General features: G+C 70.9%; 18 protein-coding genes. 8 read left to right on the top strand and 10 right to left on the bottom strand.

Annotated features, from left to right (window positions below):
* Positions 1 to 18: 18 nt before the first annotated feature.
* On the bottom strand, positions 19 to 1305 hold the full coding sequence (locus ACIRNI_RS11140; protein ID WP_403550380.1) for an NYN domain-containing protein: 1287 nt from the start codon (positions 1303 to 1305) through the stop codon (positions 19 to 21).
* A gap of 290 nt (positions 1306 to 1595) precedes the next feature.
* Between ACIRNI_RS11140 and ACIRNI_RS11135 the strand changes: the two genes are divergently transcribed.
* Positions 1596 to 1766 (top strand): hypothetical protein, encoded by a 171-nt coding sequence (locus ACIRNI_RS11135; RefSeq protein ID WP_403550378.1) that lies wholly within the window; start codon positions 1596 to 1598, stop codon positions 1764 to 1766.
* 74 nt (positions 1767 to 1840) lie between these two features.
* On the opposite strand, the gene dnaE is transcribed toward ACIRNI_RS11135, so the two are convergent.
* On the bottom strand, positions 1841 to 5380 hold the full coding sequence (gene dnaE / locus ACIRNI_RS11130; RefSeq protein WP_403550376.1) for a DNA polymerase III subunit alpha: 3540 nt from the start codon (positions 5378 to 5380) through the stop codon (positions 1841 to 1843).
* Between the two features lie 193 nt (positions 5381 to 5573).
* Here dnaE and ACIRNI_RS11125 point away from each other — a divergent pair, with 193 nt between their 5' ends.
* The 5 genes from ACIRNI_RS11125 to ACIRNI_RS11105 all read left to right on the top strand — a co-directional run bounded on the left by ACIRNI_RS11125 (position 5574) and on the right by ACIRNI_RS11105 (position 11616).
* Positions 5574 to 6899: a DUF2252 domain-containing protein gene (locus ACIRNI_RS11125; protein ID WP_403550848.1), complete on the top strand. Its 1326-nt coding sequence runs from the start codon at positions 5574 to 5576 to the stop codon at positions 6897 to 6899.
* Between the two features lie 73 nt (positions 6900 to 6972).
* Positions 6973 to 7665 carry a hypothetical protein gene (locus ACIRNI_RS11120; protein ID WP_403550374.1) on the top strand — a complete coding sequence of 231 codons (693 nt, stop codon included), beginning with the start codon at positions 6973 to 6975 and terminating at the stop codon, positions 7663 to 7665.
* 65 nt (positions 7666 to 7730) lie between these two features.
* The gene (locus ACIRNI_RS11115) at positions 7731 to 8546 is read left to right on the top strand and encodes a DsbA family protein (protein ID WP_403550372.1); all 816 of its coding nucleotides are present in this window, start codon (positions 7731 to 7733) and stop codon (positions 8544 to 8546) included.
* Between the two features lie 100 nt (positions 8547 to 8646).
* Positions 8647 to 10326, top strand: coding sequence for an alkaline phosphatase D family protein (locus tag ACIRNI_RS11110; protein WP_403550370.1), 1680 nt, complete (start codon positions 8647 to 8649; stop codon positions 10324 to 10326).
* 297 nt (positions 10327 to 10623) lie between these two features.
* The gene (locus ACIRNI_RS11105; RefSeq protein WP_403550368.1) at positions 10624 to 11616 is read left to right on the top strand and encodes a zinc metalloprotease; all 993 of its coding nucleotides are present in this window, start codon (positions 10624 to 10626) and stop codon (positions 11614 to 11616) included.
* Positions 11617 to 11717: 101 nt separating this feature from the next.
* Here the strand turns inward: ACIRNI_RS11105 and ACIRNI_RS11100 are convergent, their stop codons facing one another.
* On the bottom strand, positions 11718 to 12287 hold the full coding sequence (locus tag ACIRNI_RS11100) for a dienelactone hydrolase family protein (protein WP_356647620.1): 570 nt from the start codon (positions 12285 to 12287) through the stop codon (positions 11718 to 11720).
* Between the two features lie 48 nt (positions 12288 to 12335).
* Between ACIRNI_RS11100 and ACIRNI_RS11095 the strand changes: the two genes are divergently transcribed.
* Positions 12336 to 13541: a mechanosensitive ion channel family protein gene (locus ACIRNI_RS11095; RefSeq protein WP_403550365.1), complete on the top strand. Its 1206-nt coding sequence runs from the start codon at positions 12336 to 12338 to the stop codon at positions 13539 to 13541.
* 33 nt (positions 13542 to 13574) lie between these two features.
* Here the strand turns inward: ACIRNI_RS11095 and ACIRNI_RS11090 are convergent, their stop codons facing one another.
* From ACIRNI_RS11090 to ACIRNI_RS11070, 5 genes are all read right to left on the bottom strand, one after another.
* Entirely contained in the window at positions 13575 to 15161 is a 1587-nt protein-coding gene (locus ACIRNI_RS11090; protein ID WP_403550364.1) for a Na+/H+ antiporter, read from the bottom strand.
* Positions 15162 to 15233: 72 nt separating this feature from the next.
* A complete protein-coding gene (locus tag ACIRNI_RS11085) occupies positions 15234 to 15701 on the bottom strand; it encodes a GNAT family N-acetyltransferase (RefSeq protein ID WP_403550362.1) in 468 nt (155 codons plus the stop codon).
* On the bottom strand, positions 15698 to 16639 hold the full coding sequence (locus tag ACIRNI_RS11080; protein ID WP_403550360.1) for an RluA family pseudouridine synthase: 942 nt from the start codon (positions 16637 to 16639) through the stop codon (positions 15698 to 15700). Before ACIRNI_RS11080 ends, ACIRNI_RS11085 begins: the two co-directional genes overlap by 4 nt.
* Before the next feature lie 17 nt (positions 16640 to 16656).
* The gene (gene lspA, locus ACIRNI_RS11075) at positions 16657 to 17217 is read right to left on the bottom strand and encodes a signal peptidase II (RefSeq protein ID WP_403550358.1); all 561 of its coding nucleotides are present in this window, start codon (positions 17215 to 17217) and stop codon (positions 16657 to 16659) included.
* Between the two features lie 59 nt (positions 17218 to 17276).
* On the bottom strand, positions 17277 to 18557 hold the full coding sequence (locus tag ACIRNI_RS11070) for a TraR/DksA family transcriptional regulator (RefSeq protein WP_403550356.1): 1281 nt from the start codon (positions 18555 to 18557) through the stop codon (positions 17277 to 17279).
* Between the two features lie 589 nt (positions 18558 to 19146).
* Between ACIRNI_RS11070 and ileS the strand changes: the two genes are divergently transcribed.
* Entirely contained in the window at positions 19147 to 22278 is a 3132-nt protein-coding gene (gene ileS, locus ACIRNI_RS11065) for an isoleucine--tRNA ligase (RefSeq protein ID WP_403550354.1), read from the top strand.
* 173 nt (positions 22279 to 22451) lie between these two features.
* On the opposite strand, the gene ACIRNI_RS11060 is transcribed toward ileS, so the two are convergent.
* Together ACIRNI_RS11060 and ACIRNI_RS11055 are read right to left on the bottom strand one after the other, a co-directional pair.
* Positions 22452 to 23552 (bottom strand): DivIVA domain-containing protein, encoded by a 1101-nt coding sequence (locus tag ACIRNI_RS11060; RefSeq protein WP_403550352.1) that lies wholly within the window; start codon positions 23550 to 23552, stop codon positions 22452 to 22454.
* Positions 23553 to 23611: 59 nt separating this feature from the next.
* Complete coding sequence (locus ACIRNI_RS11055; protein WP_355358450.1) at positions 23612 to 23908, bottom strand: YggT family protein; 297 nt, start codon at positions 23906 to 23908, stop codon at positions 23612 to 23614.
* Positions 23909 to 23966 lie beyond the last annotated feature (58 nt).

Here is a 23966-nt window from a genome sequence, read left to right as displayed (position 1 = left end):
CCTAAAGGGTCGGGCTGCCTATTCACCCACGGGGGCGTGTTCGGCGGCCGCCCGTACGTCGATCTCGCGCCAGAAGCCGGCCCTGATCGCGTACCGGTCGTGCTCGTCGATCTGGTCGTCCTTGTGGGCGAGCAGCCCGAACCGTGCCGCGTACCGCAGCAGTTCCCCGTCGATGCGGTGCGGGATGCGCGGGTACATGCTCGACAGTTTCTCGACGTGGCCCTGGTCGGGGAGGCGCTCCATCCAGCGCCGCGCGAAGACCTGGCCGACCTCGAAGGGGTCGCCGCCGACGGTGGTGATGTCCTCCTCGCGGTCGGCCCAGCGCTGCTCGGCGCTGGTCAGCTGGGCGAGCGTGGGCAGCGAGGCGGTCTCGGGCGGCTCGCCGATCGGGCCGCCGGGGCGGTCCACCCAGCCCCGGTCGGAGGACCAGCGCAGGGTGGCGTTGGCCGGCTGCGGGCTGGGCGGGGGCGTCTGGGGGTGGGCCGGTCCGCGCAGGCCGGCCAGGTCCTTCGGGGTCGGCACCGCCCTGCCGTTGCCGGAGCCGGACGGGGCGCCGGAGCCGTTGGCGGCGGCGCTCGGCGCGGGGGCCGGGGCGGGAGCCGCCGGGGCCGCGTTCCCGTTGCGTACGGCGGCGGCCGCGGAGGCCGCGGCCTCGGCGGCGGCGAGGGCCGACTCGGGCAGGGGCGCGGAGAGGATGGCGGCGATCTCGGGGCGCGGTGCGGGCGGCGGGGCGCACACGCCGCCCAGCTCCTTGGCCCGTACGGCGCGGGTGATCCACGCGCGGTCGAGGACGCGGCGCTCGTCTGCCTCGGCGACGAGGTCCTCGGACTGGTTGTAGTCGCCGTCGGCGGCCTGGACGGCCCAGAGGTGGACGGCGACGCCGTGCTCCTTCGCCGACATCAGGCCGGGCAGCAGGTCCCCGTCGCCGGTGACCAGCACCACGTCGGAGCAGGCGCGGTTGCGGGCGAGCTCGGTGAGCTCGGCGTGCATCGCGGCGTCGACGCCCTTCTGCGCCCAGCGCCCGTCGCTGCGGGTCAGGGCACCGAGCCGGACGGTGACCCGGGGCATGACGCGCAGCCGGCGGTGTTCCGGCTGGGGGACGCGGTCGGGGGCGCCGTCGAACCAGTAGATCCGCAGCAGGGGCTGGGCCGTGTCGCTCTCGGCGCGTTCGCGCAGTCCCTGGATGAGGGCGGCGTGGTCGACGGTGATCCGGGAGCGGGCCGGTTCCCCGGCGAGGAGGCTGGCGGCGGCGCCCAGTAGGTAGCCGGCGTCCACCAGGACGACGCAGCGGTCCACGTGTTCCACCCTCTTTCGGGAACCTCGGGATCAGAAGTTGCTTCGGTCTCTTCGGGTGTGCGGGTGCTTCGGGTTTACGGGTACGTCGGGTCTTCGGATACGTCGGGTTCTTCGAGTTCTTCGAGTCTGCCCGACTGCCGGGGGGTTAACGGCCGGAACTGGATCACCGGCGTGGCGGATCACCCTACGCGCCCCGCGCGGGTCCCGACTACGGTCCGCAATGATCCAAAATGCGCGGTTTTTTCGCGTGTGTGAGTCTGAACGCGGCCCTGGCCCCTACACCCCACGGAGGCATCACCATGGCCAAGAACCGGAAGCAGGACCGCAGTCAGAAGCAGCCCGCCGCCGCCGAGCGCGGCGCACCGCAGGGCGCCGGTACGACGGCGGTGGAGGCCGAGCCGCGCATGGCCCCCGTCACCCCGGCCGACGTCGCCCCCAAGGGCCGGCGGAAGCGGTTCGGCCACAACTAGCGCCGGCGCGTGAACTGCCGGAAGGGGCGCGCCCGTGACGACGGGCGCGCCCCTTCCGCCTGTGTACGGCGGGGTCAGCCCGCCAGGCAGGACGGGCCGAGCAGCACCTTGAGGTCGCCGAAGAGCGCCGGGTCCGGCTGGACGCGGTGCCGGTCGAGCCGGAGCACAGTGGTCTTCCGCGGCCCCTGGAGCTTGATCCGCACCTCGGTGTTGCCCTTGTGGTGGGAGAGGATCTCACCGAGGCGGCTGATCATCGGCGGGGTCACCTTGACCGTGGGGATGGTGACGACGACGGGCGCGTTGGTGCCGGCCGAGGAGAGGTCGGGGACCATCAGCTCCATGGCGACCAGCCGGGGCACGTCCTCGCGCTTGTCGAGGCGGCCCTTGACGAAGACGACGGTGTCCTCGACCAGCTGCGTGGACACCAGCTGGTACGTCGCCGGGAAGAACATGCACTCGATGGAGCCGGCCAGGTCCTCGACGGTGGCGATGGCCCAGGCGTTGCCCTGCTTGGTCATCTTGCGCTGCAGCCCGGAGATGATGCCGCCGATGGTGACGACCGCGCCGTCGGCGTGCTCGCCGCCCGTGAGCTGGGCGATGGCGGCGTCGGCCTTGTCGGACAGGACGTGCTCGATGCCGAAGAGCGGGTGGTCGGAGACGTACAGGCCGAGCATCTCGCGCTCCTGGGCGAGCAGGTAGGACTTCTCCCACTCGATGTCGGAGAACTCCACGTCGAGGCCGAAGCCGGGCTCGCTGCTGTCCTCCTCGCCCATGCCGCCGAAGAGGTCGAACTGCCCCTCGGCCTCCTTGCGCTTGACCGCCACCACGTTGTCGATCATCGACTCGTGGTGGGCCACCAGGCTCTTGCGGGTGTGGCCCATGGTGTCGAAGGCGCCGGCCTTGATGAGCGACTCGATGGTGCGCTTGTTGCAGACGACCACCTCGACCTTGTCGAGGAAGTCGGGGAAGGAGCTGTACTTCCCCTTCGACTTGCGGCACTTGATGATCGACTCGACGACGTTCGTACCGACGTTCCGCACCGCGGAGAGTCCGAAGAGGATGACGTCGTCACCCTGGGCGGCGAAGTTCGCCTCCGACTCGTTGACGTTCGGCGGGAGCACCTTGATGCCCATGCGGCGGCACTCGTTCAGATAGACGGCGGACTTGTCCTTGTCGTCCTTGACCGAGGTGAGCAGCGCCGCCATGTACTCGGCGGGGTGGTTGGCCTTGAGGTACGCGGTCCAGTACGAGACGAGTCCGTACGCCGCGGAGTGCGCCTTGTTGAAGGCGTAGCCGGCGAAGGGGACCAGCACGTCCCACAGGGCCTGGATGGCCTCGTCGCTGTAGCCGTTCTTCTTGGCGCCGGCCTGGAAGATGGTGAAGTTCTTCGCCAGCTCCTCGGGCTTCTTCTTGCCCATCACGCGGCGGAGGATGTCGGCCTCGCCGAGTGAGTACCCGGCGATGATCTGGGCGGCCTTCTGCACCTGCTCCTGGTAGACGATCAGGCCGTAGGTGACGCCGAGGACCTCCTTGAGCGGCTCCTCCAGCTCGGGGTGGATCGGGGTGATCTCCTGCTGGCCGTTCTTGCGCAGGGCGTAGTTCGTGTGCGAGTTCATGCCCATCGGGCCCGGCCGGTAGAGGGCCGAGACGGCGGAGATGTCCTCGAAGTTGTCGGGCTTCATCAGCCGCAGCAGCGACCGCATGGGGCCGCCGTCGAACTGGAAGACGCCGAGGGTGTCGCCGCGCTGGAGCAGCTCGAAGGTCGTGGGGTCGTCGAGCGGGAGGCTCAGGAGATCGATGTCGATCCCCTTGTTGGCCTTCACCATCTTGACGGCGTCGTCCATGATCGTGAGGTTGCGCAGGCCCAGGAAGTCCATCTTCAGCAGGCCGAGCGACTCACAGCTCGGGTAGTCCCACTGTGTGATGGTGACGCCGTCGGTGTGCCTCACCCAGACGGGGACGTGGTCGGTGATGGTCTCGCTGGACATGATCACGCCGGCGGCGTGCACGCCCATCTGCCGCACCAGGCCCTCGACGCCGCGCGCGGTGTCGATGACCTTCTTCACGTCCGGTTCGTTCTCGTACATCGCCCGGACCTCGCCCGCCTCCGAGTAGCGGGGGTGGGAGGGGTCGGTGATGCCGGAGAGCGGGATGCCCTTGCCGAGGACGTCGGCGGGCATGGCCTTGGTGATGCGGTCGCCCATGGCGTACGGGTAGCCGAGGACGCGCGCGGAGTCCTTGATGGCGTTCTTGGCCTTGATGGTGCCGTACGTGCCGATCATGGCGACCTTGTCGGCGCCGTACTTCTCCGTCACGTACCTGATCACCTCGACGCGCCGGCGCTCGTCGAAGTCGATGTCGACATCGGGCATGGAGACGCGCTCGGGGTTGAGGAAGCGCTCGAAGATCAGGCCGTGCGGGATCGGGTCGAGGTCGGTGATGCCGAGCGCGTACGCCACGATCGAGCCGGCCGCGGAGCCTCGGCCGGGCCCGACCGCGATGCCCTGGTTCTTGGCCCACATGATGAAGTCGGCGACGACGAGGAAGTACCCCGGGAAGCCCATCTGGATGATGACGTCCATCTCGTAGTCCGCCTGGCGCTGGCGGTCCTCGGGGATGCCCTCGGGGTAGCGGCGGTGCATGCCGCGCTTGACTTCCTCCTTGAACCAGGTCACCTCGGTGTGGCCCTCGGGGATGTCGAACTTCGGCATGAGGTCGCGCTTCTCGAACATGCCGGTGGTGTCGACCTGCTCGGCGACCAGCAGGGTGTTGCGGCACCCCTCCTGCCAGGCGTCCGAGGAGTCGATGGCGTACATCTCCTCCGTGGACTTCAGGTAGTAGCCGGTGCCGTCGAACTTGAAGCGGTCCGGGTCGGAGAGGTTCTTGCCGGTCTGGATGCACAGCAGCGCGTCGTGGGCGCCGGCCTCGTGGGCGTACGTGTAGTGCGAGTCGTTGGTGACCAGCGGCGGGATGCCGAGCTTCTTGCCGATCTCCAGCAGGCCGTCGCGGACGCGGCGCTCGATCTCGATGCCGTGGTCCATCAGCTCCAGGAAGTACCGGCCCTTGCCGAAGATGTCCTGGTACTCGGAGGCGGCCTTCAGGGCCTCGTCGAACTGGCCGAGGCGCAGCCGGGTCTGGACCTCACCGGAGGGGCATCCGGTGGAGGCGATCAGGCCCTCGGACCACTGCGCGATGGTCTCCTTGTCCATACGCGGCCACTTCTGGAGCCAGCCCTCCTTGTACGCGTCGGAGGAGAGCCGGAACAGATTGTGCAGGCCGGTGTTGTTCGCCGCCCAGATCGTCTTGTGGGTGTAACCGCCGGAACCGGAGATGTCGTCCCGCTTCTGGTGCGGCTGGCCCCAGAGGATCTTCCGCTTGTTGCGCCGCGACTCGGGGGCGACGTACGCCTCGATGCCGATGATCGGCGTGACGCCCGCCTTCTGGGCCGAGTGGAAGAAGTCGTACGCCCCGTGGAGGTTGCCGTGATCGGACATGGCGATGTGCGTCATGCCCATCTCGTTGCAGGCGTTGAACATGTCCTTGAGCCGCGCGGCACCGTCCAGCAGGGAGTACTGGGTGTGCACGTGAAGGTGCGTGAACGGCGGCTTCGACACGGCTGCGGCCTCCGGGGCGTCGGGGATGGGGGACAGCTCGGAAGTCTACGTGGGCCCACTGACACCCGAGGGGCACTCGGGGGTGCGGTCGCGCGTTGAGACGGACGGAACACCTGTCCGTTTTGTCATGTACGAAGCCAAGGGGCGCGCCCGCGCGCCCCGCCCGTACGTCCGCACCAGGAGGCACCCCGCGATGTCGGTCCCCCAGCCCACCGCCGAGGAGCGCGGTGAGCAGATCCTCTCCGTCTTCGGCACCGCCTTCGGCGAGCTCCTGGCCGCCGACCCGGCGGCCTTCCGGGTCAAGTTCCGGAAGATGGCCGCCTCGGCCTTCGCCTTCTACCGGGGCACGGCCTGCCTCTTCTACGCCGACCTGGAGGAGGAGCGGGAGGGTGGCCCGTACCTGGACGAGCGCACGGGCCGGGTGTGGATCCACGGCGATCTGCACGCCGAGAACTTCGGCACGTACATGGACGCCAACGGCCGGCTGATCTTCAACGTGAACGACTTCGACGAGGCGTACGTCGGCCCCTTCACATGGGACCTGAAGCGGCTGTCCGCCTCCCTGGCGCTGATCGGCTACACCAAGGCGCTCAGTGACCGGCAGATCACCGAACTGGTGCGGATCTACGCCGCCGCCTACCGCGAGCGCATCCACGCCCTGGCGGCCGGAGCCCGGCACGAGGACGTGCCGCCCTTCACGCTGGACACGGCCGAGGGCCCGCTGCTGGACGCCCTGCGCGACGCGCGCTCGCTGACCCGGTTCGGGCTGCTGGAGTCCATGACCGAGATCCGCGACTTCGAGCGGCGCTTCTCCTCCGGCGCCGGGTCGATCGAGCTGGACGCGGCGACCCGGTACAAGGTGCTGGCGGCGTTCGACGGGTACCTGGAGACGCTGCCCGAGTCGAGCCTGGCCCGGCCGGACTCGTACCGCGTGAAGGACGTGGTGGGGCGGCGAGGCATCGGCATAGGTTCGGCGGGGCTCCCCTCGTACAACATCCTTCTGGAGGGCAACAGCGACGCCCTGGAGAACGACGTCGTGATCTACATGAAGCAGGCCCAGACCCCGGCCGTCTCGCGCCATGTGACCGACCCGGCCGTGCGGGCGTACTTCCACCACGAGGGCCACCGCACGGTCATCTCGCAGCGGGCGCTCCAGGCGCACGCCGACCCGTGGCTGGGCTGGACCGAGCTGGACGGGGCCGGACAGCTGGTGGCGGAGGTCTCGCCGTACGCCGTGGACCTGGACTGGTCGGACATCGACGACCCGGAGGAGATCGCGGCGACGGTCGCGGACCTGGGGCGGGCGACGGCGACCATGCACGCGGCGGCGGACGACGAGAGCGGGCACTCCCTGGTGCCGTTCTCCACGGAGCGGGCGATCGACGCGGCGATCGCGGCGGACGAGGAGGGCTTCGGCGAGCTGCTGGTGGACTTCGCCCACCACTACGGCGCCCGGGCGCGGGCCGACCACCAGATCTTCGTCGACCTGTTCCGCAACGGCCGTATCCCGGGGCTCTAGGGATTCCCGGCCGCCGGGGATTCCCGGTCCTTTAGGGACCGCTTACCGGGCGGCGTGGCACACTCGTGCGGCGATGGAAGACATATCCGGGACCCGGCTCAGGTGGCTGCGGGCGGCACTCTTCACGGCACTGGTCGTGACGCTGTCCGTGGCTTCCCACGTGCTGCTGTCCGGGGTGCCGCTGCCCCTGACGACGGTCGCCGTCGTCGCCGCCGGGGTCCTCGCCGTCGCGTACGCGCTCGCGGGCGAGGCGGAGCGCGGCTTCTGGCGCATCGCGGGCCTGCTGGTCCCGCTGGAGCTCGCCGCCGACACCGTCTTCACCTCCGGTCAACACGCCTGTTACGGGCCGTCCGGCGGGCCCGTGGCGGGCGCGCTGCGCTCGGTGGGCGTCGACGTGCTGTGCGGGGGCGGCGGCGTGGGAACCCCGCTGCCCGGTGTGGCCGCCCCGGCCGGAGGCGCGGCCGCCCTGCTGCACTCCCCCGACCCGGCGCTGCCGTGGCTGCTGCTCGCCGCGCACGTCTCGGTCGGCCTGGTGGCGGCGGCCTGGCTGCGGCGCGGCGAGAGCGCGCTGGCCGGGCTGGTGCGGGCGGTGGCCGCGTTCGCGTTCCGGCCGCTGCTGGTCGCGGTCGCCGCGGTGGGCACGCCCGGGCGGGGCGTACGGCGGGGTCCGCGGCCGGCTCACCCGCCGCTCCCGGCCCGTCACCGACTTCTCGTGCACTGCGTGGGACGGCGTGGACCGCCGCTCCGCTCGGCCCTCGCCGCCTGAGCGGAACGGCCGAGCGGAACAGTCCACCCCCGAGAACCCACCCCACCCCACGGAGAAGTACGACCATGAGTGCACGCAACAGCCAGGCCAACAAGGCGGCGGCCCGCGAGCGGCTGCGCCTGGAGCGCGAGCGTCAGGCGAAGAAGGAGAAGGTCCGCCGGCAGGTCACCGTCGCCGTCTCGGCCGTGGCCGTCCTGGCGGTGGCCGGCGGCATCGGTTACGCCGTCGTGCAGGCGAACAAGCCCTCCCACTGGGAGGCGGTGAAGGACGCCAAGAGCGTCACGGCGCCGAAGAACACCACGGGCGACGACGGCACCACCGTCGTCATCGGCAAGGCCACCGCCAAGAAGACGCTGGAGCTGTACGAGGACTCCCGCTGCCCGGTCTGTGCCGTCTTCGAGCAGCAGGTCGGCGAGACGATCGACAAGGACGTCGCGGCCGGCAAGTACAAGATCCGGTACGTGGGCGCGACCTTCATCGACAACTCCGACCAGGGCGAGGGCTCCAAGAACGCCCTCTCGGCGCTCGGCGCCGCCCTGAACGTCAGCCCCGAGGCCTTCCTGGACTACAAGGCGGCGCTCTACTCGGTGAAGTTCCACCCGGAGGAGTCGCAGGACAAGTTCTCCAAGGACTCCTACCTCCTGGAGATAGCGGAGACGGTGCCGGCGCTGAAGGACAACGCCGCCTTCAAGAAGGACGTGGAGAGCGGCACCTTCGACGCGTGGGCGATGAAGATGTCCGCGGCCTTCGACAAGAGCGGGGTCAGGGGCACGCCGACGCTGAAGATGGACGGCAAGACCGTCACGGACGCGGACGGCGAGGGGGCACCGATGACGGCGCCCGAGTTCACCACCGCCATCGACAAGGCCCTCAAGGGCTGATCCACCAGGCCCTTCTCCGTACGTCTTTCGGCCAACGGGCGGGTGAACTCCTCGGAGTTCGCCCGCCCGTTGGTTCTACCGATCAGTAATCTGATCGGCCGTGACCAGTCGACACTCATCCGCGTCCGCGCCCGCGTTCGCCCCCGCATCCGTCCCCGCTCCCAGCCGCCGCACGGTCGTCAAGGCCGCTGCCGCCACCGCCGTCGCCGCCCCCGTGCTGGCGCCGGCCACGTCCGCCGCCGCGGACGCCGCGTTCCCCGTCTTCCACCACGGTGTGGCCTCCGGTGATCCCCTGCCGGACGGCGTCCTGCTGTGGACGCGCGTCACGCCGTCCCCGGACGCCCTCCCGGGCTCCGGCAAGGGCCCCGACACGGAGGTCAGATGGGAGGTGGCCGAGGACCGGGCCTTCGCGGGCGTCGTCGCCCGGGGCACGGTCACGGCCACCGCCGCCACCGACCACACCGTGAAGGTCGACGTAAGGGGCCTGCGCCAGGCGACCGCCTATTACTTCCGCTTCACCACGGGTGCCGCGGTCTCGCCCGTCGGCCGCACCCGTACCGCCCCGGCCACCGACGTCGCCGCACCCGGCATACGGTTCGGCGTGGTCTCCTGCGCCAACTGGGAGTCGGGCCACTTCGCCGCGTACCGCCATCTCGCGGACCGCGCGGACCTGGACGCGGTGCTCCACCTCGGCGACTACATCTACGAGTACGCCTCCGGCGGCTATCCCGCCCTGGAGGACGTCGTACGGCCCCACGAGCCCCGGCACGAGATCGTCACGCTGGCGGACTACCGGCTGCGGCACGCCACGTACAAGACCGACGCCCACCTCCAGGCGCTGCACGCCGCGCACCCGCTGATCGCGATATGGGACGACCACGAGTTCGCCAACGACACCTGGTCGGGCGGCGCCCAGAACCACACACCGGAGACGGAGGGCGCCTGGGCGGCGCGCGTGGCGGCCGCGAAGCAGGCCTACTTCGAGTGGATGCCCGTCCGCGCCTCCACGGAGGGCACCGTCTACCGCCGGCTGCGGTTCGGCAAGCTGGCCGATCTGCATCTGCTCGACCTGCGCTCGTTCCGCTCGCAGCAGGCGTCGCACGGCAGCGGGCAGGTCGACGACCCGGACCGTACGATCGCGGGCCGCGCCCAGCTGGACTGGCTGAAGTCGGGCCTGGCCGCCTCCGACACCGCCTGGCGGCTGGTCGGCACCTCCGTCATGGTCTCGCCGGTCGCCTTCGGGTCCCTCCCGGCGCATCTGCTGGAGCCGGTCGCGGAGTTGCTGGGCCTGCCCAAGGGCGGCCTCGCGATCAACGTGGACCAGTGGGACGGGTACACGGACGACCGCAAGGAGCTGCTCGCGCACCTGACGGACCGGTCGATCCGCAACACCGTCTTCCTCACCGGCGACATCCACATGGCGTGGGCCAACGACGTGCCGGTGACGGCGGCGACGTACCCGCTGTCGCGGTCGGCGGCGACGGAGTTCGTGGTGACCTCGGTGACGTCGGACAACCTGGACGACATCCTGCGGGTCGCGCCGGGGACGGTGTCGGTGGTGGCCGCCGGGGCGATCCGGGCCGCCAACCGCCATGTGAAGTGGGTGGACATGGACCACCACGGGTTCGGCGTGCTGGACGTGACCGCCGAGCGTGCGCAGATGGACTACTACGTGCTCTCGGACCGTACGAAACCGGACGCTTCGGCGGCGTGGACGCGGTCGTACCTGACGCGGAGTGGAACGCAGAAGGTCGAGCGGGTGTACACCCCCGTACGCTGAGCGGTCCCCGGTGGTCGATTTTCGGCCAACCTGCCGTGTGTTAACAGGAGATCACACAGCCGTCGCGGGCGGTGTGTTCCGGGAGATCGAATCCGGACACACCACCCGCTCTCGGTGGCGCGTTCGTTACGTCCGTGTCTCAACACCCGGAACGGACCGAAGCTTTTCTCCCCGATGTCTTCATTTACTCAACGATTGATTGGGCTTGTTCGATGCTCATCAAGATCTGACATGGACCCGTAATCTCCCCGCGGTGGCGAGGAAGGCCCTCTCCACAACCCCCCGCGAGGAGTCACCATGCGTGCTCTTGCCCGAATATCTCCGCGTCTGCACCGTCGTGCCCTCGGTACGGCGGTGATGGCCGGAACCCTGGCCCTCTTCCCGCTCTCCACCCCGACGGGCGCCGTCGCCGCCAAGGACCGGGTGTCGGCCGCCGCCGAGGAGTGCGAGGACGGCACGGGTGTGAGCACCACCGCCCGTGAGCTCCCGGGCGCCTCCCACGCCCACGAGCCCAACGAGGTGACCGACGCCAAGGCCAAGGCCATGGACGCGGACCTGAAGAAGAGACTCGAGTCCGTGCGGGCGAGCGGCGCCGCGGGCCTCACCGCCACCGCCACCACCATCCCGGTGTACTTCCACGTCATCCACAACGGCGAGACCGGCAAGCTCAGCACGACCGCCATCAACCAGCAGATGGCCGTCCTCAACTCCGCCTTCGGCGGCCAGGGCACCGGCAACGCCGACTCCGGCTTCCAGTTCACGCTGGCCGGCACGGACTACACGGACAACGCCGCCTGGTACAACCTGAGCTCCGGCTCCGCCGAGGAGAAGGCCATGAAGTCGGCCCTCCGCAAGGGCGGGGCGAACGCGCTGAACTTCTACACCGCCAACCTCGGCGGCGGGCTGCTGGGCTGGGCCACGTTCCCGTCCTCGTACAAGTCCAACCCGACCATGGACGGCGTCGTGGTGCTCGACGCCTCGCTGCCGGGCGGCGCGGCCACCAACTACGACGAGGGCGACACCGGTACCCACGAGGTGGGCCACTGGATGGGGCTGTACCACACCTTCCAGGGCGGCTGTAACGGCAACGGCGACTACGTCTCGGACACCCCGGCCGAGAAGAGCCCGGCGTACGAGTGCCCCACCGGGCGGGACAGCTGCGCCAGCAAGACGGGTGTCGACCCCGTTCACAACTTCATGGACTACACGTACGACGCCTGCATGTACCAGTTCACCGCGGGTCAGGTGCAGCGCATGAAGGACCACTGGACGGCGTACCGAGCCGTCTGACCGGGCCTACCGGCTGCCACGGGGGGCACGGTGCCGCGACTTCCGCGGCACCGTGCCCCCCGTGCGTGGCAGCACGCGCGGGAATGAGCCGGGAAAGGGCCCTACAGGCTCTCCAGGAAGCCGAGAGCGATCTGCCAGGTCCGCTCGGCGGCGTCCTCGTCGTAGTCCGGCAGATCCGGGTCCATGTACAGGTGCCCCGCCCCCGGGTAGCGGTAGACCTCCACGTCCGCGCCGGCCCGCCGCATCCGCAGGTACCAGGCGTTCAGCCAGTCGTCCGGCTCGAAGGGGTCGGGGTCGGCGATGTGCAGCTGTACGGGCAGGGCGTCCACCGACGCGGCCTCCGCGAGGTCGGACGTGCCCTGCAACAACAACAGCCCGCGCGCCTTCTCGTCCCCGAGGGCCAGCGTCTGCGCGATGGACGCGCCCAGGGAGAACCCGGCGTACACCAGACCCCGCTCCGAGTAGGCCGCCGCGGCCAGGATCGCCCGCTTGAGCAGCGTCTCCTGGCCGATCCGGTCCTTGATCGCCATGCCCTCCTCGACGGTGCCGGCGGTTTGGCCCTCGTACAGGTCGGGCACGTGCACGTGGTGCCCGGCGGCACGCAGCCGGTCGGCTGCGGCGTGCACGGCCGGGCGCGGACCGTAGGCCGAGTGGAAGAGCATGATGTCCATCCGGCCATCCTGCCAGCAAGCACCGGAAAGGGTCGGAGTCCCGGATCCATGGAGAACGCGCTGCGCCCGTTGACCGTCGTCGGTGGCTCGGTGGTGCTCACGCTGGTCGTCGGCTGGCTCGTCGACCTGCTGTTGCGCCGCATCGACGCCAAGCACCCCGAGACCCCGCTGTGGGACCTGCTGCGCCGCTGCCGGATACCCGTCCAGGTCGTCCTGCTGACCGCGCTCCTGCGCGGCACGTACCGGCAGACCAAGTGGCAGGTCGTCGTCCGCCACCAGGAGGTCATGGGCCAGGTGCTCTCGCTCGTGCTGATCGGCGCGGGGGCCTGGCTGGTGGTGCGGATCGCCGCCGCCATAGTGGAGTCGAGTTACGCCCGTTACGCCTCCTCCACGCGCGACGCCGCCCGGGTCCGCCGCGTCCGTACCCAGGTGACGCTCATCATGCGGATCGTCACGGCGGTGGTCGCGGTGGTGTCGGTCGCGGCGATGCTGCTGACCTTCCCCGACTTCCGGACCATCGGCACGTCGATGCTGGCCTCCGCCGGCATCATCGGCATCGTCGCCGGTGTCGCCGCCCAGTCCACCCTCGGCAACCTCTTCGCCGGGTTCCAGATCGCCTTCGGCGACATGGTGCGGATCGGCGACACGGTGGTGGTGGACGGCGAGTGGGGCGTGGTCGAGGAGGTCACGCTGACGTTCCTGGCCGTACGGACCTGGGACGAGCGCCGGATCACGATGCCCGTCTCGTACTTCACCAGCAAACCGTTCGAGAACTGGTCGCGCGGCGGCGCCCAGATGACGGGCACGGTCTTCTTCCACCTCGACCACTCCGCGCCCGTCGTGCTGATGCGCGAGAAGCTCAAGGCGATCCTGGCCGACAGCCCCGCCTGGGACGGGCGCGACTGGTCGCTGGCCGTGACGGACACCACGCCCACCACGCTCCAGGTGCGCGCGGTCGTCACGGCGAAGGACGCGGACGACGTGTGGACGGTGCGGTGCGCCGTACGGGAGCAGATGATCGCCTGGCTGGTCAAGGAGCACCCGTACGCCCTGCCGCGCGTCACCACGGCGACCGCCGCGCCGGCGCCCTCCCCCGACGGCCAGTGGCGGGACGACAAGCCGCCCCGGGCGGCCGAGGTCCTCAGCAACAACGTGGACGCGTACGTCGTACGGAGCGAGGAGAAGCGGCCCCGGCGGAAGCCCGGGCAGGAGCCGCGGCCGCAGCCGCCCGAGCCGCGCACCGGCCGGGGCTGACCGGCGCCGGGCCCACGAGGCCGGCCGAGGGGCTCAGCGCAGGCTGTGGACGTCCAGCTGCCGCAGTACCCGGTCCACGACCTCCGGATCCGCCCCCGGTTCGCTGCGCGCGGCCAGCACCTCGTGGCGGGCGGCCGACAGCATCTCGTGCTGGATGCGCTGCATCCGCCGGAAGCGCTCGGCCCGCCGCGCCGCCGCCGACCGGCGCTCCTCGTCCACCAGGTCCGGACTGATCCGCGCGCCCACGTCGAACGCCATCCGCTGCAACCGCTCCTGCAGCTCCTCCGGGAGCTCCTCGACCTCCTGGATCTCCTTCAGCCGCCGTTTGGCGGCCTTGGCGGCCCTGATGGCCAGCTCGCGCTCCAGCGCCCGCTCCGCGTCCGTGTCAGCCCGCACACCGAGCTTCCTGACGAGCCACGGCAGGGTGAGGCCCTGGAAGACGAGGGTGGCGATGATCACACAGAACGCGATGAAGATGATCTCGTCGCGCCACGCGAGGGGCGCCCCCGTCTCGTCGCGCAGCGGGACGGCGAGGGCCAGGGCGACGGAGGCCACGCCCCGCATGCCGGACCACCACATGACGACGGTCTCCCGCCACGTCATGGGGATCTCCTCGTCGTAGTCCCGGCCCGTGTGCAGCCGCTTGGCCAGCCAGGTGGCGGGCAGCAGCCACAGCAGCCGTACGCCGACGACGCAGGCGACGATCGCGCCGCCCCAGCCGAGCATCTCCCCCAGCCGGTTCTCGGCCGTACCGAAGACGTTGTGCAGCTCCAGCCCGATCAGTCCGAAGGCGATGCCCGTGACGAGGACGTCGACGATCTCCCAGAAGGTCCGCCCGGCCAGGCGGCCCATCACGTCGTCCGCGTCCACGGCGTTCTCGGCCAGGTAGAGGGCGGTGACCAGGACGGCGAGGACGCCGGAGCCGAGCAGCTCCTCGGCGAGGACGTAGCTCACGAACGGCACCAGCAGTGTGAGGCCGGTCTGCAGGGCCGGCTCGCCGAGCATGCCCATCAGCCGGTTCGACAGCCAGCCCAGCGCCAGCCCGACGGCGACGGCGACCACCGCGGAGAGCACCAGCTGCCCGGCGGCGCGCGGCCAGGAGAACGTGCCGCCGACCGCCGCCCCGATCGCCACGTGGTACAGCACGATCGCCGTGACGTCGTTGAACAGCCCCTCGCCCTCCAGGATCGACACCAGCCGCCGCGGCAGGCCCAGGGAGCCGGCGACGGCGGTCGCGGCGACCGGGTCCGGGGGCGCCACGAGCGCGCCGAGCACCACGGCCGCGGCGAGCGGCAGCCCTGGTACGACGGCGCTGGCGACGGCCGCCACAGCCGCCGTGGTCACGAAGACCAGCGCCACGGCGAGCAGGAAGATGGGCCGCTTGTTGGCGGCGAACTGGCTCCAGGAGGTGCGCTGGACGGCCGCGTACAGCAGGGGCGGCAGCACGAGGGGGAGGATGTAGTCGGGCGGGATGTCGACGTTCGGTACGAAGGGGAGGAGCGCGAGGACCATCCCCGCGAGCGTCATCAGCACCGGCGCGGGCAGCCGCAGCCGCTCCCCCAGGGGGACGGTCACCACCGCCCCGAGCAGCAGCACGAGCAGCAGAGCCAACTGGTCCACGGTGCGCCCTCCACCGGGTCGGGCCGGATCAGACGATCATCAACCCTGCCAGCCTGCCACGAGCCCCGTCGGTCAGAGCGTCCGACGCATCGCCAGGTGCGGTATGCCCGCGTCGTGGAACTCGGCGCCGTACGCCGCGTAACCGAGCCGCTCGTAGAAGCGGAGGGCGTGCGTCTGGGCGTGCAGGTCCACGGCGGCCAGGCCGCGCGCGCGTGCCGCCTCCTCGATGGCCCGCACCAGCGCCACGCCCACGCCGAGGCCGCGCGCCGTCTTCGCCACCGCCAGCCGGCCCAGCGAGCCGACGCCCTCGGCGCCGCCCGTCTTGCCGGCCGCGTCCGGCCCGTACAGCAGCCGCCCGGTTCCGAGCGCGGTCCCGTCGGCGCGGCGGACGGCCAGCACGTGCACGGCGGTCGCGTCGTACGCGTCGTACTCGATCTCCTCCGGGACGCCCTGCTCGACGACGAAGACCTCGCGGCGCACGGCGAAGCCCGCCTCGCGGTCCTCGTCGGTCACGGCCTCCCTGACGAGGAAGGGGCTCACGCGCTCTCCGCGGCGATCGTGTCGAGGGCGTGCTGGAGGTCCGCCGGGTAGGTGCTCTCGAACTCGACCCAGCGGCCGTCCGCCGGGTGCTCGAAGCCGAGCCGGACGGCGTGCAGCCACTGCCGGGTCAGGTTCAGGCGCTTGGCGAGCGTCGGGTCGGCGCCGTACGTCAGGTCACCGACGCAGGGGTGGCGGTGGGCCGACATGTGGACGCGGATCTGGTGGGTGCGGCCCGTCTCCAGCTTGATGTCCAGGAGGGAGGCCGAACGGTACGCCTCGATCAGGTCGTAGTGCGTCACGGAGGGCTTGCCCTCGGCGGTGACGGCCCACTTGTAGTCGTGGTTCGGGTGGCGCCCGATGGGCGCGTCGATGGTGCCGCTCAGCGGGTCCGGGTGGCCCTGGACGAGCGCGTGGTAGCGCTTGTCGACCGTGCGCTCCCGGAACTGCGCCTTGAGGAGGGTGTACGCCCGCTCCGACTTGGCCACGACCATGAGCCCGGACGTGCCGACGTCGAGGCGGTGCACGATGCCCTGGCGCTCGGCCGCGCCGGACGTCGAGATGCGGTACCCGGCCGCCGCGAGGCCGCCGATCACGGTGGTGCCGGTCCAGCCGGGGCTCGGGTGCGCGGCCACGCCGACCGGCTTCACGATGACGACGATGTCGTCGTCGTCGTGGACGATCTCCATGCCCTCGACCGGCTCCGCGACGATCTGTACGGGGGCGGGTGCGGCCGGCATCTCGACCTCGAGCCACGCACCACCGCTCACCCGCTCGGACTTGCCGACGACGGCGCCGTCGACGAGCACCTTCCCGGCGGCGGCCAGCTCGGCCGCCTTGGTGCGGGAAAACCCGAACATACGGGCGATGGCGGCGTCGACGCGCTCGCCCTCAAGGCCATCGGGAACGGGCAGCGTACGGATCTCGGGAATCGTGCTCACCCGTCGAGTATGCCTTGTCAGTCCTTGTGGACGGTCCCGTCGGGGTCCAGGCCCCGGAACGACAGGATGACGATCAGGATCCCTCCGCACACGATCGCCGAGTCCGCGAGATTGAAGACGGCGAAGTGCGCGGGGGCGATGAAGTCCACCACCGCGCCCCGGAAGACGCCCGGCGAGCGGAAGATCCGGTCGGTGAGGTTGCCCAGCGCGCCGCCGAGCAGCAGGCCGAGCGCGATGGCCCACGGCAGGCTGTACAGCTTGCGCGCCAGGCGGATGATCACCACGATCACCGTCGCCGCGATGACCGTGAAGATCACGGTGAAGGCCTCGCCCATCCCGAAGGCGGCGCCCGGGTTGCGTACCGCCCGGAACGTCAGCAGCTCGCCGATCACCTCGATCGGCTCGTGGTGCTCCAGCTTGGCCACCACGAGCATCTTCGTGGCGAGGTCCAGCGCATAGGCCACCAGGGCCACGGCGAACAGCGCGACGACCCTGCGCCTGCCCTTGGGCTGCTCGGCGGGCGCCGCAGCCTCGTCGTCAACATCCGGCGTACCGATGATGCGCTCCGCCTCTGCCACGTGAGTCCCTCAACCTAGGTGCCTGACTGACCACGAGGGTACGGCACACGCCTGAGGGTTCAGCCTCGCCGTTCCTGCTTCTGCTTGTCCTCCACGCACAGGGTGGCCCGCGGGAAGGCCTGCATGCGCGCCTTGCCGATGGGCTTGCCGCACACCTCGCACAGGCCGTACGTGCCCGCGTCGAGCCGCTGGAGGGCGTGCTCGGTCTGCTCCAGGGTGGCGCGCGCGTTCGCGGCGAGGGCCATCTCGTGCTCGCGCGTGATGTTCTTGGTGCCGGTGTCGGCCTCGTCGTGCCCGGCGCCGTCCCCGGAGTCCCGCATCAGCCCGGACAGCGCCTCCTCGGAGGCCGCGATCTCGGCCTGGAGCCGCGCCACCTCGCCCTCCAGCTCGGCCCGTGCCTCCGCGACCTCCTCGGGGCTCCAGGGCTCCTCACCGGGCCGTACGGCCAACTCCTCGGGCGCCGCCTCGGCGACACCCCGAGCCGGCGGCACCGGCTTCGCGGTCTTCGCCGTGGTCACGTCCGCGATCTTCTTCGCTGCCACCGTCCTGGCTCCCGTCTTCTCCGCGGCCTGCGCCGCCCCCTCGGCCGCGGGTGCGGCCTTCCCGGCGGCCGCCTTGGCCGCCCGCTTCTTCCCGCCCGCCGTCCCGGCCGGCGCCTTGCCCTCGGCACCCTTCCTACCCGCGGAAGCCGTGTCCGCCCCGACGTCCGCGACAGCGCCTCCGGTGGCGGCTTCCGTCTCCACGGCAGCGGCCCTGGTGGCGGCGTCGGTCGCGGGCGCCTTCCTGGCGGCCCCCTTCTCGACGGCGGCCTTCTTGGCCGGCGCGTGCTGGGCGGGTGCCTTCTTGGCCGGTGCCTTCTTGGCGGTCGCCTTCTTCGCGGCGGCTTTCTTGGCCGGCGCCTTCGTCGCGGCCGTCTTCTTCGCGGCCGCCTCCTTGGCAGGCACCTCTTCGACTACTGGGTCCTTGGCCGCCGACTTCTTCGCCACCGCCTTCTTGGCGGGCTTCGCCCCGACGGCCTCGGCGAGCGCGTCGCCGTGCGTGATCTTCCTGACAGGCGCCTTCTTGGCGGCGGCCTTCTTGGGCGCCGCCTCCTTGGCGGGTGTCTTCCTCGCGGGTGCCTCTTTGGCAGGCGCCTTCTTCGCGGGCTTCGCGGACTTCGCCGTACTCGCCGACTTCGCCGTCTTCACGGACCTCACGGGCGGCTCCGGCTCCGTGACCGGGCCCATGGCCTTCTTCGCCTCGCTCCCGGGCTTGCCGGACTCGCCCGCGGCACGCGCCGGCGTCGTCGCGGTCGTCTTCCTGGCGGCCGTCTTCTTCGCGGCGGTCTTCTTCGCCACCATCTCGCGGCCCCTTCACATATTGTGATCTTGCTCGCGAATCGTGCTGGGACGATAAATCGACTCCAGCCCCGCGGCAACGGGGCACGCCGCCGGTGTCCGATCGCCCCATGCCCGCGGCACGACAACCTGCATCCGTTGTGCCCAGCTCGCCGCGGCGTAATCAGGCCACCGATCCGCGGCACCGAGCCGTGTGCGCGCATGTGGCATTCGGGTCAGTCCGGGGCCGCCGAAGGACCCACCCATGGCCCCGCCGAAGGGCCCGCCGAAAACCGGTCTGCCCCTCCCCCGGCGGGCCCTTACACTGGGCGGAGCGAAAGGCGTGGATGGGGACCAGTAGCGTCGTACGCAGCCATGAGCGACCCGGGGACGGTGAGAGCCCGGGGGCGAGCCCGATGTGAAGCATCACCCCGGAGCCGCCGGAAGAACGCCCTCGGGAGACCGCGGGGCCAGTAGAACCGGCATCGCGACCCGAATGAGGGGGCTCAGGACGTCCAGCCGGGCGCCCGGGGCCAAGGAGGGTGGTACCGCGGGAGCACGCACGCGCTCTCGTCCCTCCGACGGAACGAGCACCAGTCCGCCGGAGGATCCGATGTCGCAGTACCGCCAGGTACCCGCCCAGGTCGACCTGCCCGCCCTCGAGCACGCCGTGCTCGATTTCTGGCGCGAGCACAAGGTCTTCGCCAAGAGCCTCGAGCAGTCCGAGGGCCGCCCGGAGTGGGTCTTCTACGAGGGCCCGCCCACCGCCAACGGCATGCCCGGCGCCCACCACATCGAGGCCCGCGTCTTCAAGGACGTCTTCCCCCGCTTCCGCACCATGCGCGGCTACCACGTCGCCCGCAAGGCCGGCTGGGACTGCCACGGCCTGCCGGTCGAGCTCGCCGTCGAGAAGGAGCTCGGCTTCTCCGGCAAGAAGGACATCGAGGCGTACGGCATCGCCGAGTTCAACGCCAAGTGCCGCGAGTCGGTGACCCGCCACACGGACGCGTTCGCCGAGCTGACGACCCGGATGGGCTACTGGGTCGACCTGGACGACGCGTACCGCACCATGGACCCGGAGTACGTCCAGTCCGTCTGGTGGTCCCTGAAGGAGATCTTCAACAAGGGCCTGCTGGTCCAGGACCACCGCGTCGCCCCCTGGTGCCCCCGCTGCGGCACCGGCCTGTCCGACCACGAGCTGGCGCAGGGGTACGAGACGGTCGTCGACCCGTCCGTCTTCGTCCGCTTCCCGCTGACCTCCGGCCCCCTCGCGGGCGAGGCGGCCCTCCTGGTGTGGACGACGACCCCGTGGACGCTGGTGTCCAACACCGCCGTCGCCGCCCACCCCGAGGTCACGTACGTCGTCGCCACGAACGGCGAGGAGAAGCTGGTCGTGGCCCAGCCGCTCCTCGAGAAGGCGCTCGGCGAGGACTGGGAGGCCACCGAGCAGACCTTCACCGGCGCCGAGATGGAGCGCTGGAGCTACCGGCGCCCGTTGGAGCTGATCGACTTCCCGGCCGAGGCCCACTTCGTCGTCAACGCCGACTACGTCACCACCGAGGACGGTACGGGTCTGGTCCACCAGGCGCCCGCGTTCGGTGAGGACGACCTCAAGGTCTGCCGCGCGTACGGCCTGCCCGTGGTGAACCCCGTCCGCCCCGACGGCACCTTCGAGGAGGAGCTCGACCTCGTCGGAGGCCAGTTCTTCAAGAAGGCCGACGAGGCCCTGACGGCCGACCTCCAGGCCCGTGGCCTGCTCTTCAAGCACATCGCGTACGAGCACAGCTACCCGCACTGCTGGCGCTGCCACACGGCGCTGCTCTACTACGCGCAGCCGTCCTGGTACATCCGTACGACCGCGGTCAAGGACCGGCTCCTGGAGGAGAACGAGAACACCAACTGGTTCCCGGACTCCGTCAAGCACGGCCGCTTCGGCGACTGGCTGAACAACAACATCGACTGGGCCCTGTCCCGCAACCGCTACTGGGGCACCCCGCTGCCCATCTGGCGCTGTGAGGACGACCACCTCACGTGCGTCGGCTCCCTCGCCGAGCTGACCGAGCTGACGGGCACGGACCAGTCGTCCCTGGACCCGCACCGGCCGTACATCGACGACGTCACCTTCCCCTGCCCGACCTGCCGGGCCACGGCGACCCGCGTCCCCGAGGTCATCGACGCCTGGTACGACTCGGGCTCGATGCCGTTCGCGCAGTACGGCTACCCGTACAAGAACAAGGACCTCTTCGAGAAGCGCTACCCGGCGCAGTTCATCTCGGAGGCCATCGACCAGACCCGCGGCTGGTTCTACACGCTGATGGCGGTCGGCACGCTGGTCTTCGACAAGTCGTCGTACGAGAACGTCGTCTGCCTCGGCCACATCCTCGCCGAGGACGGCCGGAAGATGTCCAAGCACCTGGGCAACATCCTCCAGCCGATCCCGCTCATGGACCAGCACGGCGCCGACGCGGTGCGCTGGTTCATGGCGGCCGGCGGCTCCCCGTGGGCCGCGCGGCGCGTGGGCCACGGCACGATCCAGGAGGTCGTCCGCAAGACGCTGCTGACGTACTGGAACACGGTCGCCTTCCAGGCGCTGTACGCCCGTACGACCGGCTGGGCGCCGTCGGCCGCCGACCCGGCCCCGGCGGACCGGCCGCTGCTGGACCGCTGGCTGCTGTCCGAACTGCACGCACTGGTCGACCAGGTCACGCAGGCGCTGGAGGCGTACGACACGCAGCGCGCCGGCAAGCTGCTGTCCTCCTTCGTCGACGACCTGTCGAACTGGTACGTGCGCCGCTCGCGCCGCCGCTTCTGGCAGGGCGACAAGGCGGCGCTGCGCACGCTCCACGACGTCGTGGAGACCGTCACGCGCCTGATGGCCCCGCTGACCCCGTTCATCACCGAGCGGGTCTGGCAGGACCTGGTGGTGCCGGTGACCCCGGACGCGCCGGAGTCGGTCCACCTGGCCACCTGGCCGGAGCCGGACCTGTCCGCCGTCGACCCGACCCTGTCGTCCCAGATGACGCTGGTGCGCCGCCTGGTGGAGCTGGGCCGCGCCACCCGCGCGGAGTCGGGCGTGAAGACCCGCCAGCCGCTCTCCCGGGCGCTGGTGGCGGCGGCTGGCTTCGAGGCCCTCTCGCCGGAGCTCCACGCACAGATCACCGAGGAGCTGAACGTCTCCTCCCTCGCCTCCCTCTCCGAGGTGGGCGGCTCCCTCGTCGACACGACCGCCAAGGCGAACTTCCGCGCCCTGGGCAAGCGCTTCGGCAAGGGCGTCCAGGACGTGGCCAAGGCGATCGCGGCGACGGACGCGGCGGCGCTCTCCCTGGCCCTGCGCGGCGGCGAGGCGTCGCTGGAGGTCAACGGCGAGACGATCACCCTCACGCCCGATGAGGTGATCATCACGGAGACGCCGCGTGAGGGCTGGTCCGTCGCCTCCGACGCGGGCGCGACGGTCGCCCTGGACCTGGAGATCACGCCGGAGCTGCGCCGCGCGGGCCTGGCCCGTGACGCGATCCGCCTGATCCAGGAGGCCCGCAAGAACAGCGGCCTGGACGTCGCGGACCGGATCGCCCTGCGCTGGGCGTCCACGGACGCGGAGGTCACCGAGGCTCTGAACGACCACGCGGCCCTGATCGCCGACGAGGTCCTGTGCACGGACTACGCCGCCGGAGAGGCCGGCGACACCTTCGGCACCCCGTTCACGGACGAGTCCCTGTCCCTGACGTTCCGTCTCCGCAAGGCGTAACCCGCGGGCACACCAGAGGGGCCCGGCCACACCACGTGGCCGGGCCCCTCTTCCGTACACCGACACGCGACGCGTGCCATGCCAAAGGGCCGGGGCCCAGGACGTGTGTCCCGGGCCCCGGCCCTACAGCCTGCCGGCCGACGGCTACGCGCTCATCGCGCGACCCGCCCCCGTCAGTTGTCGTCCTCGTCGATGAGGAAGCCGCGCATCGGCGACGGTGCCTGCTGCATCGGCTGCGGCGCCTGCGGCCGCACCGGCGCCATCGGCTGGGTCATCGCCGGCGACATCTGCTGCTGGCCGCCGTACGACGGGCCACCGCCCATGCCGGGGTTGCCGCCCATCGTCTGGTTGCCACCGTACGACGGGGCGCTCGCGCCCGCGGACGCCATCGACGGGGACGGCGGCAGCGACGGCGCGGCGGACGGGGTCCGCGGCGGGGCCAGCGAGTCGTCGGCCTGGGTCTCCAGCTGACGCAGCTGGCTCTCCAGGTACGACTTCAGGCGGGTGCGGTACTCGCGCTCGAAGCCGCGCAGGTCCTCGACCTTGCGCTCCAGCGTGGCGCGGGCCGACTCCAGCGAGCCCATCGCGACGCGGTGCTTCTCCTGCGCGTCCCGTTCCAGCGCGTCGGCCTTGGCGCGGGCGTCGCGCTCCAGGCCCTCGGCGCGCGAGCGCGCCTCGCCGACGATCTTGTTGGCCTCGGAACGGGCCTCCGCGATCGCCTGGTCGGCGGTCTGCTGGGCGAGGGAGAGCACGCGGGCCGCGCTGTCGCCGCCCGGGCCCTGGCCCGGCTGCGGCATCTGCGGGCCGTGGCCGCCCATGGGGCCACCCATGGTGCCGCCCATGTTCCCGCCCATCGGGCCGCCCATGGGGCCGCCCTGCATCGGACCGCCCATCGGGCCGCCCTGCGGGCCACCGTGGCTGGGACCGGCCGGCAGCTGAGGAGCACCACCGGGCAGCTGGGGCGGACCCATCTGCGGGGGCTGCTGCTGGACCGGCGGACCCGATATCCCGGCGGGCACGGGGGCGCCGGGACCCACGGGCCGCTGGTCCTGCTGCTCCGGAGGCTTGCGCATGCCCTGCTGCTGCTGGTTCTGCGCGGCCGCGCGCGTGGCGGCGGCCAGCTTGGCGCGCAGGTCCTCGTTCTCGCGGAGCAGGCGGGTCAGCTCGGCCTCGACCTCGTCGAGGAAGGCATCGACCTCGTCCTCGTCATAGCCTTCTCGGAGGCGGACGGTCGTGAACTGCTTGTTCCGCACGTCCTCGGGGGTCAGCGGCATCTCTTCTTCACCTCTACGTAGTCGTCGGCAGTCGGCAGGACCGTTATCGCTCTACACCCTCAGACCCTCATCGCGAAGCTACCCACGATGTTGAGCAGGATGTAGACGATGATCATCAGAACGAAGAAGGACAGGTCGAGTGCCACGCCCCCGAGACGCAGCGGTGGGATGAACCGCTGCAGAAGCTTCAGTGGTGGATCGGTGACAGTGTAGGTGGCCTCCAGAACGACCACCATCGCCTTGCCGGGTTGCCATGAACGGGCGAACTGGAAGACGTACGACATGACCAGTCGGAAGAACAGCAGGACAAGGAAGCACATCAGAGCGATGTAGATCACCTGCAGTGCGACGCTCATCCCGCGCTTCCCTCTCCCCTGGTCATGTCCACCGACCCTTCCGGCCGGCCGTTCCCGG

It is taken from the genome of Streptomyces sp. NPDC093546, assembly GCF_044765045.1.
GTDB lineage: Bacteria > Actinomycetota > Actinomycetes > Streptomycetales > Streptomycetaceae > Streptomyces.
Note: the sequence above shows the minus strand (reverse complement) of the source record. Positions and strands in the feature narration are given on the sequence as shown.

Excerpts from the sequence above, each read along its gene's own strand:
- ACIRNI_RS11135 (WP_403550378.1), top strand. The coding sequence starts at position 1,596 with ATGGCCAAGAACCGGAAGCAGGACCGCAGTCAGAAGCAGCCCGCCGCC.
- ACIRNI_RS11125 (WP_403550848.1), top strand. The coding sequence starts at position 5,574 with ATGTCGGTCCCCCAGCCCACCGCCGAGGAGCGCGGTGAGCAGATCCTC.
- ACIRNI_RS11120 (WP_403550374.1), top strand. The coding sequence starts at position 6,973 with ATGGAAGACATATCCGGGACCCGGCTCAGGTGGCTGCGGGCGGCACTC.
- ACIRNI_RS11115 (WP_403550372.1), top strand. The coding sequence starts at position 7,731 with ATGAGTGCACGCAACAGCCAGGCCAACAAGGCGGCGGCCCGCGAGCGG.
- ACIRNI_RS11105 (WP_403550368.1), top strand. The coding sequence starts at position 10,624 with ATGCGTGCTCTTGCCCGAATATCTCCGCGTCTGCACCGTCGTGCCCTC.
- ACIRNI_RS11100 (WP_356647620.1), bottom strand. The coding sequence starts at position 12,287 with ATGGACATCATGCTCTTCCACTCGGCCTACGGTCCGCGCCCGGCCGTG.
- ACIRNI_RS11095 (WP_403550365.1), top strand. The coding sequence starts at position 12,336 with ATGGAGAACGCGCTGCGCCCGTTGACCGTCGTCGGTGGCTCGGTGGTG.
- ACIRNI_RS11070 (WP_403550356.1), bottom strand. The coding sequence starts at position 18,557 with ATGGTGGCGAAGAAGACCGCCGCGAAGAAGACGGCCGCCAGGAAGACG.
- ileS (WP_403550354.1), top strand. The coding sequence starts at position 19,147 with ATGTCGCAGTACCGCCAGGTACCCGCCCAGGTCGACCTGCCCGCCCTC.
- ACIRNI_RS11060 (WP_403550352.1), bottom strand. The coding sequence starts at position 23,552 with ATGCCGCTGACCCCCGAGGACGTGCGGAACAAGCAGTTCACGACCGTC.
- ACIRNI_RS11055 (WP_355358450.1), bottom strand. The coding sequence starts at position 23,908 with ATGAGCGTCGCACTGCAGGTGATCTACATCGCTCTGATGTGCTTCCTT.